General features: G+C 65.3%; 3 protein-coding genes. All 3 read left to right on the top strand.

All coding sequences use genetic code 11. The annotated features are described in order from the left end of the window. Window position 1: 1 nt before the first annotated feature. Genes HND55_09575 through HND55_09565 form a run of 3 tightly spaced genes read left to right on the top strand, consistent with a single transcriptional unit; the run spans window position 2 to window position 15,022 of the window. Window positions 2-1,747, top strand: a complete 1,746-nt coding sequence (locus tag HND55_09575) for a hypothetical protein (protein QKK02870.1) — start codon at window positions 2-4, stop codon at window positions 1,745-1,747. A gap of 4 nt (window positions 1,748-1,751) precedes the next feature. After that, complete coding sequence (locus HND55_09570; protein ID QKK02869.1) at window positions 1,752-10,118, top strand: hypothetical protein; 8,367 nt, start codon at window positions 1,752-1,754, stop codon at window positions 10,116-10,118. Between the two features lie 2 nt (window positions 10,119-10,120). After that, on the top strand, window positions 10,121-15,022 hold the full coding sequence (locus tag HND55_09565; GenBank protein QKK02868.1) for a beta-propeller fold lactonase family protein: 4,902 nt from the start codon (window positions 10,121-10,123) through the stop codon (window positions 15,020-15,022). Window positions 15,023-15,057 lie beyond the last annotated feature (35 nt).

Here is a 15,057-nt window from a genome sequence, read left to right as displayed (position 1 = left end):
TATGCGTATTGCCTTCCTAACGCTGGTGCTGCTGGCCGCAAGCCTCCCGGCGACTGCCGGCACTTACACCCAGCAAATCGAGCTGTCGCCGGGCTGGAATGCCATCTGGGTCGAAGTCGAACCGGTTGTCGACGACATCGAACAGGTGTTTGCCGGCGTGCCTGTGGCCAGCGTCTGGCGCTGGATCCCGGATGACCGTACGGTGGCCTTCATTCAGGATCCGGATGAGGAACTGCTGACCATCGACGGCTGGTTCGGCTACTTTCCGGCGGAACGTCCGGAGAGCATCCTGACCAACCTGTATACGATCAACGCCAATCAGGCCTATCTGGTCAGGCTGCAGGGCAGCAGCCCGGTCACCGTGGAAATCACCGGAACCCCGTCGCTGCGACCGATGACCTGGCGCCCGGACGGGTTCCAGTTCACGGGCTTTCCGGTCGAGCCCGGAAACGGGCCGACCTTTGCTGCCTGGTTTGCCGGTTCCGAGGCGCATGAAGGGCAGACCATCTACCGTCTCGAGGACGGTCAGTGGATGCCGATCGAGCAACCCCAAATCGAGCGCATCAACAGCGGCGAAGCCTACTGGGTTCGCACGCGCGGGCGCTCCGATTTCCAGGGACCGATGGCGGTTGAAATGGATTTCGGCGATCGCCTCGATTTCGGCGCCAGCGTGGCGCGAGACGAACTGGTCGTGCGCAACAACAGCGGATTCAGCAACCAGATCAGTATTCGCCAGCTCGATGCCGAGGTGCCGGTGCCGCTGGCACTGGCCCAGACCGACGAGGAAAACGGCGGTACCGTCTGGCCTGTTATTCCGGGAGAAACCAGTTTCAGCCTGCCGGTTGACGAGGCCCGCATTCTGCGCTTCGGGATTCGCCGGGCCAGCCTGTTTGCCACCAACGCGGTCCAGGTCATCGAGATCACAAACGGGCTGGGGAGCCGGCGCCTGATCGAGGTATCTGCGACGACCTTCGGCAGCCAGGTGGCCGGGGCCGCGCTGCAGGCGCGTGGCGGCAAGACCGGCGAGATTGATCTGCAGTCGACCGATCCGCGCTTTGCCGGATTGTGGCTGGGTGTGGCGACCATTGATCGGGTCAGCACGGCGCAGACCGGTGGCGTTGTGCCGCTGCCGACCGACAGCGAGTTTCCGCTGCGCTTGATCGTCCACGTGGACGCTGCCGGCAACGTTCGAATGCTCAAGGAAGTCATTCAGATGTGGCAGGAAGGCGTCACAGAGCCCGATCCGGATAACCCGGAGTTCGAGGTGGTGGTCGAACCGGGCCGCTACGTGCTGATCACCGATGACACCCTGTTGCCCCAGTTTACCGGCGCCGTTCTGCGCGACGGCGAGCCGGCCGGCGTTCGCTTGAGCACCGCAGCCTATGATTTCGAGGGCAATGAGCTCGACCTGGAAGGCGTTTTCGGTCCCGGCGGTTTGCTGACCGGCACGATCGCGATCGATCCGGAGCATCCGACCAACCCGTTCCTGCACCGCTTCCATCCCGATCACGACAACCTCGACCCGCAGTTTCTCAACTTCCGGGAGGAGGCCTACCCGGTCACCCGGGAGATGGAGTTTCTGTTTGCCGAAGACGATCCGGAAAACTTCGATCGCCCCGGCTGGGGCGACAGTGAGGTCGCCGGAACGTTCAACGAGGCCATTTCGGGCCTGCATCGCTCGACGATTTTCGTCAGCGGAAGCTTCCGCTTTCGTCGGGTCCTCAACATAGACCAGCTCAACCAGTGATGCCATGACCATGTCTGCACTATGCCAACGCTTCATTCGCCTCGGGCTCATTATCGCAGCCGCCTGCTGGTTGACGGTACCGGCCTGGGCGGTCTGGCCGACCGGGGCCGGCGGCAGCGGGGACGATATGGGCCAGGCAACGGCGGTCGGCCCGAACGGGGATGTGTTCGTGGTCGGGTCGTTCACCGGTCAGGCCCTGTTCGGCGGTGCAACTGTCATCAGCGCTCGCGGTACGCGCGATATTTTCGTCGCCCGCTACAACGCGGCCGGCACCCTGCAGTGGGTCCGCCGGGCCGGCGGCAGTCTGGCCGATGAGGGCCGCGGCGTTGCCGTGGACAGCGCCGGCAACGTCTACATCACCGGGGCCTTTGTCAACAACGCGGATTTCGGTCCGTTCGATGTCGCCTCGGCCAGCCTCGACGGCGACGTGTTCATTGCCAAACTCAGCGAGAACGGCGACTGGCTGTGGGTGGAAGCCGCACACGGCCCGCGCGCCGACCGGGCCGTGGATATCGGGATCATTCCGGGTGACTCGAGCGCGATTCCGCCGACGCCGGCGACGATTGTCATTGGCGGCGAATACCGCTGTCAGACCCGTTTCTTCTCCGAGGCGAACGGTCCCAATCCGGAGGTCAACATCCTGCTTGGCCAGCCAGGCAGCTGCCCGGATTTCAGCTATGTCGAACAGCACTTTGTCGCGGCCCTGGATTCCGACGGGCGCTGGCTGTGGGCGTTTGACCAGGGTGTTAACGCTTCGGTCAAGTCGGCGGTCCAGTCGCTGCACGTTGGTGCCGGTGGCCGGGTCATGCTGCTCGGTCGTCATAACGGCCCGCTGACCCTGGGGTCGACCTCACTACCGTCGACCGGTGGCGGCGGCAGCGATTTCGTTCCCGGGGGCAACTGGGCCCTGTCCGCGGACAATCCCGCCTCCGGTGCCAACGTGTTCAAGATCCCCAACACCACCGGCGCGAAGTCCAGCGCGCTGACGCTGGCGCGTGATTTTGATCTGGGCGATGTGGCCAATCCGCGTCTGCGATTCCTCCATCGCCACAATCTCGACAACGAGTCCAGCTGCTGGGACGTTGGCATTCTCGAGTACTCGCTTGACAGCGGTACGTCCTGGACCCGGGTGCCGGCGGCCTGGTTCGAGGAAGGCGGTTATGACGGCAGCGGCAACGGCGGTGAATCGAACCCGATCAGTGGCCCGGGCTGGTGCCAGGCCAGTCCGGCCTGGCCGGCCTACAACCAGGTCACCGTCGGACTGGGGGCGCTGGTCACGGAAAGCAGCGTGCGTTTTCGCTGGCGCCTGGGTGAAGGCAGCGGTGTCGTGCGTGACGGCTGGTGGGTCGATGATGTCAGCCTGCTTGACGGCGCCCGTCCGCTGTTTGCTGATGATCTCGAGCCGCCCGATCGCCAGTTCCTGGCCCGGGTTTCCGGCCCGACCGATTCCACGCAGTCATGGTCCTGGGTGCGATCGGTTCCCGCCGGCATGGCGCTGGCCGATGTTCATGTCGGCGGCGACGGCGAACTGTACGCTGCCGGTGAGGCCACCGCCGCGTTCACCTTGCCCGAGAACAACGGCAGCAATCAGACCGCCGACGCGGGCGCGCTGGTGACCAGCCTGCAAGGCAATGACGGGCTGTGGCAGTGGGCTCGATCGGTAGCCGGTGGCGCGGCCATGGCGCTGGTCGAGGTTGACGGAACGATTTATTTCTCCGGCCATTTCAGCGATACGGTCACATTCCTTCCCGGGCCCAACGGCACCCTGCAGTCGGCCGGTCAGCGCGACCTGTTCGTCGCCTCTGCCGCCAGCGACAGCGGCATCATCGGCTGGGCAACGGGGGGCGACCGCTACAATGCTTCAGGCGGCGTGCCCGGACAGGCCGGCGGTGAGGGGGATGCCGAGATGGCCGACCTGGCCACCGACGGCCTGGCCAACCTGTATGTCACCGGATCGTTCGCCGACTCGCTGGTGTTCGGCAAGGAAGCCGAGCTGACCGCAGCCGCCGGCCGCAACGCATTCGTGGCCAATCTCGACCTGCAGGGAATCTGGTTCGAGGTACAGACCTGGCTGGTCGGGGAAGCCGTTCCGCCGCCGGCCAACGCCGAGGTCGGCAGTCAGGCCGCGGCACCGGAGATCTTCGTCGACGGTGAACTGGTCAACGACGCCATCGGCAACCTGTTTTTCTGGGCCAAGCCTGCCGGCGCCGACGAGGCCGTGCTGACGGCGCTCGATGCCATCGACGGAGTCGAGATTCACTGGCGCGTCAAGGGTGAGCCGCTCAGTTCGAGCAACCGCATCGTGCTGGTCGGGCGCACGGCCTGGCCGAGCCAGGCCTGCAGTGCCGCCAACGACAGCGAGTGTTATCAGGTCCACATTTCCGGGGCGCCGGTCGAACTGGACGAGCCGGGCAGCGGCTTTCGCTTTGTCGATCTGTTCGAGCCGCTGGCGCAGTCCAGCGGCGCAGTTGTCAACGCCGGCGTGATGACGGCCGAGCAGCCCGGGTTTACCGTCCTGCTCTACGCGGAAGGCAGCAGCGCCGATCCGTTCCAGTTTCCGGTGGCCGCCGAAGTGGTGCGCACGTTCCGGCCCAACCTGTCGCCCAATTACGCGCAGAACGTGCGCTGGGACATCGGTGAACCGATTGTCGAGCCGTTCCACAACCAGGTAGGACGCACCGGCTACGTGCTCAACGAGAGTGCGTTTTACGACGGAACGGGCTCGGATGCCGCCTACGATCGGCAGGGGCGCACCGGGCACATCATTCCGGTCAACAAGGTGCGCCCGAATCGTCTGCAGGACGCCGACAAAGACATGACGATCGCCTGGTACCGGCGCAACGCCAAGGGCATCTACTGGCCGCAGCGCGCCATTCACTATGCGCCGGACTGGCCGCTTGATCCGGACCGGATCATCATCGCCAGCCAGCTCGGTGGCGAGGTGCTCGGACAACAACCGCTCGGGCCGCAGCAGTTTCCCGACCTGCGCATCTACCAGCAGCCGGTGCCGTCGCTGCCGGGCTACAACCCCAATGCCGCGCACGCCTTCTTCGCGCCTTCCAATGCCGGCACCGGCATCCTGGCGCTGTTCGCGCTGCGCGCTGATTTTGGCATCAACCTGCCGGGCGACTTCACGGCCGCGACCGACCCTTATGTGTTGATCAAGTACTGGAGCGAGGCGCTCGACCGCTGGGCGTACCGCGTGTTCTACGTGACCGCCACCGGGGCAGGATTCGATGACTTCCAGTTCGGTGGCGAGGCCGGAACGGCCGTAACGGCGCCTTATCCGCTGTCGCTGCTGCCGCGCTGCGACGAGACCCTGGCCGTCGGGCAGGCGGCCAACGACCCGCAGCCGCCGCCGCCCTTCTTCAAGGACTACAAGAATGGCTTGTGGAGCAAGTCGGCCGGTGACGGCTCGATCCTGTTCTGGTATCCGCTGCAGCCGGGATTTGCCTACGACATTTCCAACGACGATTTTCCGGATGCCGGTGATGGCCAGTGCGTGCCGTGGATGGCGCGATTGCCGGTTGACCAGGGTGGCACCGAGTCCCCCAACGACCCGCTGCCGGTCAACTATACCTTTACCTGGCCGTCCGAGCCGCCGCAGCTCATCCCGGGCGAAACGCTGCTCAAGCAGAAGCGCGGGCTGCCCAATATCTTCCAGCAGGATGCCGTCGAGGTGGTCTTCGACGAGTTTCGCGAGGCGATGGAAGCCGGCGGCGGCGCCGAGCCCGAAGACAGCCTGGTTCAGCTCATTGATCCACTGACTCCGCGTTTTGTCTATCTCGAGAATCTCAGCGGTCTGGCCTCTGACCTCGATCCGGAGAGCGGCTGGCGGGTGATCACCGGCAGCGCTGATGGCCTGCTCAAACTCCCGGTATCGATCCGCGAACGGCTGCGCTACGACCCGCTCAACAAGCGCCTGATCTTCAGCGGCGTGTTCGATGACACCATTGCCGGCGAGCCGCTGCTGTTGCTCAACGTCATGAGTTTCCGCGAAGCCGAACAGCTCAAGATTCTTGACGGCAGCGCGCACGATGCGGCGGAGGACACCAGCGCCACCTGCAGTGATCCGGCCGAGCCCTGTGAGTGGGCCGAAGCGGTCGAGACGCTGCTGCGCCTGACCCGGAATCCCAACGGCATCGAGCAGGTCTGTGTCGACAGCGACATCAACGAAGACAGCGGTGAACGCGAGTGCGTGCTGCCGCGGCCGGTTGACCGCGGTGAGCTGCTGGTCGCCTTTACCGATCCGGCCGGAGACGGGCTGCTTCAGCCGTTCCAGGCGGTCGGTGTTCAGCCTGCGCTGACTGCCGGGGCGACGCAGAGCGTCGGCTGGGTCACGCTGGCCTTCAACAATGATCCGACGCTCGACCCGGCGCCGGTCAGCGTACAGATCATCCGCGTTGACTGTCTGGTCGAGCCGCTGCCGCCCGAGCCACCGGACATCTTCAGCAGTTACCAGGGCCAGCTCAACGTCATTCTGCCCGACAACATCTTCGACGAGCAGCTGACCCTGCGCCATTCCGGGGATTTCGGCGGCAATCCCGACGCGCTCGAGTTCGAGTGGTACTTCCAGCCGGACCAGGACGGCACCCCGCCGTTCCCGCTGCCGGAACCGGAAACCGGCCAGCTCAACGGCTGGCAGCGCTTCCCGGTCGACGATCCCCAGGGGGCCATCGAGATCACGGTCGAAGGCGCCAATATCCAGACGCTGTCCGACAACTGGTACCTTGCGCGCTATCGCGGACTGCCGGTGTGCAACAACCAGAACGAGTGGAGCCTGTGGGCGGGTGGACCGGGCGCCACACCGCTCGACCAGCGGGCCCAGCTGGGTCTGGGCTGGGTCAAGCGTGTGATCGACCGGCTCAATCCGTTCGAGGCACGGGTGCAGGACTTCCATTCCTCGCCCACCAACACCTACGCCAGCATGCTGACCCAGCTCGGCGAGCGCTACGAAGGCGATATTCCGCTGACCTCGAATCCGGAGGTGCTCAACAGCATCGGCCTGATCGAAGCCTATACCACCGTCATGCGGCGTGCCATGGACCTGTCGATCAATGCCGTGCCGCCGGTCGATTTCGGCCCGGTCAACAAGGCCATTCTCAACGTGGCCACCCGTATCGTCGACTTCTACGCGCTGCTCGGCAACGAATCCTATGCCGACGCCCAGGATCCGACGGTGGGCCTGCTGACCAGCGGCGAGTTTGCCAGCCTGGCGCCGACCATCCATCCGTTTCAGAATCAGCTTGCCTCGGTGCTCGAAGAAGAACTGGTGCTGCTGCGCGGCCGCGATGCATCGCAGGCGACGACTTCGGCATCGCCGGTTTACAACCGGTTGTTCTGGAACTTCACCACCGGCGACGGCGAGGTTGCCTATGCGCTCAATTACGATATTGGCGACAAGAACAACGATGGCGTGATCGACGAGTTCGATGCCCGCATCCAGTTCCCTCAGGGTCACGGTGATGCCTGGGGACACTACCTGACCGCGGTCAAGACACATTACGATCTGCTGCGCCACCCCTTCTTTACCTGGGAGCCGACGCAGGAGGCCGTGCCGGTCGCCGGCGTACCGGTGCAGGTCGATTTCTTCGACGAACGCAAGTTCGCCACGGTGGCGGCGGCCAAGGCCCGGACGGGCTCGGAGATCGTCAACCTGACCTATCGGCAGTTCTACGTCGAGGATCCGCAGGCGCAGTGGCAGGGCTACAAGGACGACAATGCCGAGCGCGCATGGGGACTGTCCGAATGGGCCCGCCGGGCCGGGCAGGGTGCCTATTTCGACTGGGTCGTCGGCAACGCCATTCTGCCCGACGAGGATCCCGATCCCGGCAACCTCGGCATTCAGCAGGTCGATCGCAGCACGGTGCGCGAACTCGGCGAAATCGTGGCCAGCTTCGATGCCATCCAGCAGCAGCTCGACCAGGCCGATCGCGGGCTCAATCCCCTGGGCCTGGCCAAGGGTGTGGTGCCGTTCGATATCGATCCGGCCCAGGTCGACCGCTGGGGAACGACTCACTTCGAGCAGGTCTACGATCGCGCGGTGGCCGCGCTGGACAATGCGGTCAAGGTCTGGGATTTCGCCAACCAGCTCAACCGCATGTTGCGCTTCAACCAGGACAGCGTCGACGATCTGGCGGCCAACGCCAGGGCCAGCGAGCGCAACTACAAGAATCGTCTGATCGAGATCTTCGGCTATCCCTATCCCGATGATGTCGGACCGGGCGGCCTGTATCCGACCGGCTATGACGGGCCGGACGTGTATCACTATTTGTATATCGACGTGCTCGAACTGGCGGGTCAGGACGGCGGCCTGCTTGAAGGGTTCGATGTCGAGGGTGACGTGAAAATCGAGCGTTTCGATGCCCAGTACGGCCCGCTGCCGGGGGTCAACTTCTTCGATTTCGACGAAGAAGCCAAATTCTGGGAGGCCGATTGCGATGCCGCGCCCCTGAGCGACGGCTGTGCGCTTGGACCGACGCCGCAGGCCACGCTCGACGTGGAGTACGTCACCTATGACTCGCCGGCGTTCGGGTTTACCTTTGGCAAGCCGCCCGAATGGACCGGACAGCGCCGCGCAACCGGTTCGCTGCAGAACATCCTCCACGACATGTTCATGGCCCGACTCGACCTGGTCAGGGCAACGCGCCAGTACGAGAATCTGCGCAAGGACATCACGGACCTGATCACGACCATTCGGGCCACCTTCGCGGTACGCGACGAACAGCTCAAGATTGCCAACAACGAGCGGCGCACGCTCAACCAGATCAATATTTCCGTGCAGACGCTCAACCAGAGCGCCAAGGCCGTCAAGGCGGCCGGCGATCTGGCCGGCGGGCTGATGGAAGCATCGGCCGAGTGCGTGCCCAGCAACGCCGTGGTCGGTCTGGCATCCGGTGGTGACCTGTTCTCGGTGGCGCGCTGTGGGATCAAAACCGTGGGCATCAGCGTCAATTCCGTGACCAACGTCATCGGCGAGGGGCTGGAGCTGGCGGCCAACGGCGTCGCGGCAGCGGCCCAGGACGTTTCGCAGCTGGCCGCACTCGAAACCCAGGTGCTCGATTCGCGCCTGGAGCTGTTCAACATGAAGGGCCAGTTCGACGAACTGCTGCGTCGCGAGCCGTTGCTGCGCATGGAGATGTATTCCCGCGCCGAGGCCATTCAGCAGCTCTATCGCAAGTATCTTGAGCAGCTTGCCGCGGGTCAGCGCCTGATGGCCGAACTGGTGCAGTTCCGCAAGACCGGGGCCGCAGCGGTCCAGGAGCATCGCTACCAGGACATGGCCTTCCGGATCTTCCGCAACGATGCGCTGCAGAAGTATCGCGGCGCATTCGATCTGGCCGCCCGCTACGTGTACCTGGCGGCCACGGCCTACGACTACGACACCAACCTGCTGGGCAGCGACACCAAGGCCGGGCGGCGTTTCCTGACCGACATCGTCCGCGAGCGCTCGATCGGTCAGATTCTCGGTGGTGAACCGGTGCCGGGCTCGCGCGGGCTGGCCGATCCGATGGGCCGCATGGCGCTCAATTTCGAGGTGCTCAAGGGTCAGATGGGCTTCAACAACCCGCAGGTCGAGACCAATCGGTTTTCGCTCAGGCGGGAGCTGTTCAGGATCGAGGACGGGCCGGAGGGCGACGAGGTCTGGCGCCAGGTGCTCGAGAACGCCCGGGTCGACAACCTGTGGGCGCTGCCGGAGTTCCGGCGCTTCGCACGGCCGCCTCAGCCGGAGTCGGCCGGACCACTGCCGGCCCTGGTGTTCCGTTTTCCGACCACGGTCAGCTTCGGCCTGAACTTCTTCCACTGGCCGCTGGGGCCGGGCGACAGCACCTACGACCCGACGCGGTTCTCGACCCGTGTGCGTTCGGTCGGCACCTGGTTCCGTGATTACGCGGAGCTGCCGCTGACCGAGACGCCGCGCATGTACCTGTTCCCGACCGGCGCCGATGTCCTGCGTGCCCCGACATTCGACGATTTCAGCACGCGCGACTGGCAGGTCATCGACCAGGTGCTGCCGGTGCCGTTCCCGATCGGCTCGCAGGAGCTGCAGAACGCCAACTGGCTGCCGCTGGCCGATACCCTGTCCGACGCATTCAACGAGGTCCGGCGCTACTCGCAGTTCCGCGCGCATCATTTCAGCGAGCCGTTCGATCCGGAGCAAATCGCCTCCGACAGTCGTCTGATCGGTCGCTCGGTCTGGAACCGGGAGTGGATGCTCATCATCCCGGGCGGCAGTCTGCTGGCCGATGCCAACGAGGGGCTCGAGACCTTCATCAATGGGCAGCTGCTGCCCGATTCCGACGAGCGCGACGGCCAGGGCGTCAGCGACATCCGCATTTTCTTCACGACCTATTCGTATTCGGGGAACTGACCATGACTGGGAACACACGCCGCCGAACGGGCCGGCTCTGCTTTGCACCGGCGCTTCTTGTGCTCTCCGCCTTGACGGCACTGCCGCTCCAGGCGTCGATATCCGAGCCGGACCACCTGCTCTACGGTCAGGTCAGCTGGTTCGGTGAACCGGTCGATGGTGGTGAGTTGACACTGCAGGTCGAGGCCTGGGACGGGCCGGTCGCCCGCTACGAGCTGTTTTCCGACCCGGCGCTGGGCAGCCAGTACGCGCTGCGGGTGCCCATGAACTCCACTGGAGAGCGGATTCCCGGCACCGCCCGTCAGGGCGATGAGGCCGTCGTGTTTCTGGACGGCGAACCGATCGCGCTGTTCGAGATCGGTGAACGGGGCATGGCCCGTCGTTTCGATCTGGACCCGGCGAATCTGGAAGGTGTCGTGGCCCTGAGCATCGATGATATCGAGGTGGCCGAGGGCGACGCCGGTGAACAGACTCCGGCCGTGTTCACAGTCACCCTCAGCGAACCGCTGGAGGACCCGGTGAGTTTCTCCTGGGCGACACAGGATGGCGAAGGCGTCGATGCCGCCGTTGGTGGCGCCGAATGCAGCCCCGGCGTTGACTACATCCAGGATTTCGGCAGCGGCAACATGGGTCCCGGCAACGTCGCGACCTCGATCGAGGTGACCGTCTGCGGCAACGACGATCAGGATGGCAACCGGCATTTCTTCGTCGCCCTGAGCGACGCATCGGAAGGCGTCGGTTTGCTCAAGCCGCTCGGCGAGGCGGTCATCGTCGACAACAACACGCTGCCGCAGCTGTTTATCGAGGACATCACCGTGGTCGAACCGCCGGTCGGCGAGACGCGCCAGGCGGTGTTCCACGTCAGCCTGAGCGAGACCTGGCCGGAACCGGTCTCGGTGAACTGGTCAACCGCCAACGGGTCGGCCATGGCGGGAACCGATTATGTGGCCGCCAGCGGCACGCTGAACATGGCCGCGGGTCAGCAGGACGCCCAGATTCCGGTGACCGTACTGGCCAACCCGGCAGATAATGATGACCGCGACTTCTTCGTCGACCTGGCCGATCCGGTGCAGGCCACCCTGGGCCGGGCGCAGGGCCGCGCGCTGATCGTCGATTCGATACAGACCCTGGTACACGTCGAAACCCAGCAGAACGGGGTGACCGTTACCGGGATGAGCGATCCGGCCGATATTGCCGTGGCCAGTCCCGACGGCGACCACGTCTACGTTGCCTCGCGCACTGCCGATGAGCTGGTCGTGTTCGAACGTGACGCGCAGACCGGACGGCTGACCGCGCTGGAATCGATTGCGGTGTCCGGGTTCCTCGGCGACCGTGACGACCAGCGCGCGATCGACGGAATCAACGGCTTTGCCGACCTCGCCGTCGCCGGCGACGGCGGGCATGTCTATGCCGTTTCACAGACCGATGATGCCATTGTGCTGTTCGCGCGTAACACCGACGACAGCTCGCCGGATTACGGCCGGCTGAGCGTCGCCCAGGTGCTGTTCGAAGGCGACCAGCCCAGTCCGTCCCAGGCGCCACCGGTGGCCGGCCTGCTCGGACCGCGCGGCCTTGCCGTCGCGCCTGATGGCGACAACGTCTACGTGGCCGGCAGCGGTGCACCGGGGCATGTGGTGGTGTTCTCCCGGAATTCAGCCGACGGCACGCTGCTGTTCCGCCAGCATCTCGAGCGCGGCCAGGATGATCCGCTGGGCAACGCGGTGCTGGGCATTGGCAACGCCTCGGCGATCGTCGTCAGCCCTGACAACAGCCGGATCTATGTGACCGGCCAGAGCGACGACGCCGTGGCCGTCTTCAACCGCAACCTGTCCGATAACGGACGGTTGAGCTTCCGGGTCCGCTACGTCCACGGGCTCGGGGGCGTCAGCGGACTGCAGGCGCCTTCGGACGTCGTGTTGTCAGCCGGCGGCGCCCACCTCTATGCCACCGGCCGTGACAGCAACAGCATAGCGGTGTTCAGGCGCCAGACCAGCGGCGATCTCGAATGGCAGCAGGCAATCGTTGCCGGCACTGACGGCGTCGGCGGCCTCGAGGCGCCGCTGAGCCTGGCGATCAGTGCTGACGGTGAGCTGGTCTACGTCGGCAGCGCCTCGGACGGCACCGAGCCGGAGCCGGGCACCCTGACGGTGCTCAGCCGCAACAGTGACGCCGGCGACGTTGGCTACGGAGAACTCATGTTTGTCGAACTCAAGCGCAACAACACCGGCACCGTGACCGGCCTGTGGGGGGCGACCGGTGTAGCGATCAGCCCGGATGATGCCCATATCTACGTGGCCGCGCGCTTTGACCAGGCCGTGGTGGTATTTGCCCGGGATCTGCTGGCGCCGGTGAATCCGGTGCTTGACAGCCCGAGCCATGTCATCGAGATCTGGAACAACAACCCGCAGATCGAGATCAACTGGAGCGGTGCCGAGGATCTCGACCCCTCCGGCACCAGCTCAGGATCAGGACTGATGGGGTATTCGGTGGCGTTCACGCGTGACGAACTGACCGATCCTGATGACGCCATCGATGTGCCGCACGCGACCGATCCGCACGGGCTGCTGTCCGAGCCGCTCGAAGACGCCATCGATCACTGGTTCCACTTGCGGGCCTGCGACAATGCCGGCAACTGTGCCGACACCGCCCGCCTGGGGCCGTTCTGGATCGACGCCACGGCGCCTGCCGGCCCGAGCAATCTCGATAGCCCGACCCACGATCCCGGCGGACCGGCCATCCCCGACAACGTCATCGAAGTGACCTGGGATCCTGCCGCCGACTCCGGACCAGCGCCGAGTGGCCTGGCCGGCTACAGCTACGTCTTCAACCAGAGCCAGACCGCCGAGCCCAATACGCTGATCGATCTGGGGCCGGCGGCCGTCGGGGTCAGCAGTGAAGTGCTTGACGACGGGCTGTGGTACTTCCACATCCGGCCCATCGATACGGCCGGCAACGCCGGCCAGACCCGGACCATCGGTCCATTCGGCGTCGGTGACGATGTCACCCCGCCGGAGGTCTTCGAGATTCTGGCTGTTGCAGCGCCCGAGGCCGGCAGTCTGATGCCGGGTGCGGTCATCGACAATGCGGTGACCCAATTGCTGGTGCGCTTCGACAAGCCGATGGACAGTGGCGCTGCCGCTGACCTGGCCAGCTTCCGATTGCTCGAGGGTGTCGTCGATCCGGCCGGCGTTGCCTGTGGTGACCCGGATGCGGGTCTGCTCGGCAGTGCCGGCTACATCGGGCCCGATCGCCTGAGCCATCTGCGCGTTGACGCGCCGACCGGGCTGGCCGCAGGTGACTACACGCTGATCGTCTGCGACAGTCTGGAGGACTTCAATGGCAACGGGCTCGACGGCAACGGCGACGGCAGTGCCGGCGGTCATTTCGGGCTGAGCTTTACGGTCGCCTGGAATAATCTGCTGCCCAATCCCAACTTCGACGATCCGCTGGGCCCGGACAACTGGGGCGTCAACGCGGTCCAGATCGGCCATCAGCCGAACGTGGACCTGGGCGGCGTGGCCACGTCCGGCTCGGCCCTGATCGACGTAGACCAGGGCGACCCGTCGCAGTATGCGCTCACGCGCTGCATCAACCTCGATTCAGGCCTGCAGCCGGGCTTTGCCCTGCAGGCGCGGGTGCGGGCAACCGACGCCTTCAGCGACCCCAACCCGTTCGAGGCGACGGCTTCGATGACCTTCCATACCGGCAGCGGCTGCGGCGACACGCTTCAGGGATTCGTTTCCAACCCCGTAATCGATGACAGCGGCGGCGCCTGGGTGCCGTTGAGCACGTCCATTTCCCCGGGGGCCGTGGCCGGCGCCGGGTCGGTTCTGGTGTCGCTGAATCTGTCGTTCCCGGCCGGAACGGCCTTCCCGCTGCTGGTCGAGTTCGACAATGCCGTGTTCTTCGCGTTTGGCGAAGGGGAGCTGCCGACGGCACCGCCGCGCGTGACGCGCGTGCTGAGCACGACGCTGCCGGAATACGGCGATCTCGGCCAGTCGTTGCCGACCGAAGCGGCCATCACCCAGCTGGTGCCGGAGTTCTCGCGCGGTGTGGTGACGGTCCCCGGCGGTAATGATCCAACCGCTGCCAATAACGTTGACAACTACCGCCTGTTCGATCTGTCGCTGGGCGGCGATCCGGACTGCAGCACCGCCGGCGGACTCGGGCTCGATCCGCTGGTGTCCTACCAGGCTGCCCGCAAACGCTCGGTGCTGCGCCTGTCCGGAGATCGCGCGCTGCCGGCCGGACCATACCGGCTGGTCGTGTGCGGCAGCATCCGCGACTTCGACAACAATGAGCTGGCCGGGGGTGAAGACGATACGCAGGGCGTTGACCATGTGCTGGACTTCGAGGTTGCAGCGACCAACGTGCTGCGCAACCCCAACCTCGACAGCACTGCCGGCCAGTGGTCCCTCGGCTTTGATCCTGTCGCCGGCGAGTTGCGCTGGTCGGCGGCTGATGCCGACGGTCAGCTCAGCTCCGGCGCCCTGCGCATCCAGCACCAGAGCGGGCCGGATGATCAGTATCAGGCCAGCCAGTGCGTCAACCTGGGCGATGAGTCGGGCCTGGTCTCGCTCGGCGCCCGTGTCCTGACCAGTCAGGCCTTCGGAACTGCGCCGACGGTTGCGGCCGCCGCGACGTTCTTCGACGGCAGCGATTGTGCCGGCGGCGAGCTCGATGAACTGCAGCTCGAACAGGCCATGGGACACAGCGCCGGGCAGTGGCAGCTGTTGTTCGGCCGCATGCGCGAAGCGCCGGCTGCGGCTGCTTCGGTTCGTGTGACCTACCAGGTCAGCGCAACCGAAGACGCGCCGTTCGACGTCTGGATCGACAGCCTGACGCTGCGCTTCGGCGCCGCCGACGTGATCTTCCGCAATCGTCTGACGCCCGAGATCTTCTGACAGTTCGCACGGGGCGGAGCCTGAGCGCTTCGCCC

Source organism: Pseudomonadota bacterium (assembly GCA_013285445.1).
In the GTDB taxonomy this organism is placed as follows: domain Bacteria; phylum Pseudomonadota; class Gammaproteobacteria; order Xanthomonadales; family Wenzhouxiangellaceae; genus Wenzhouxiangella.
The sequence above is the reverse complement of the archived record's forward strand: the minus strand, read 5'-3'. Positions and strand labels throughout refer to the sequence as shown.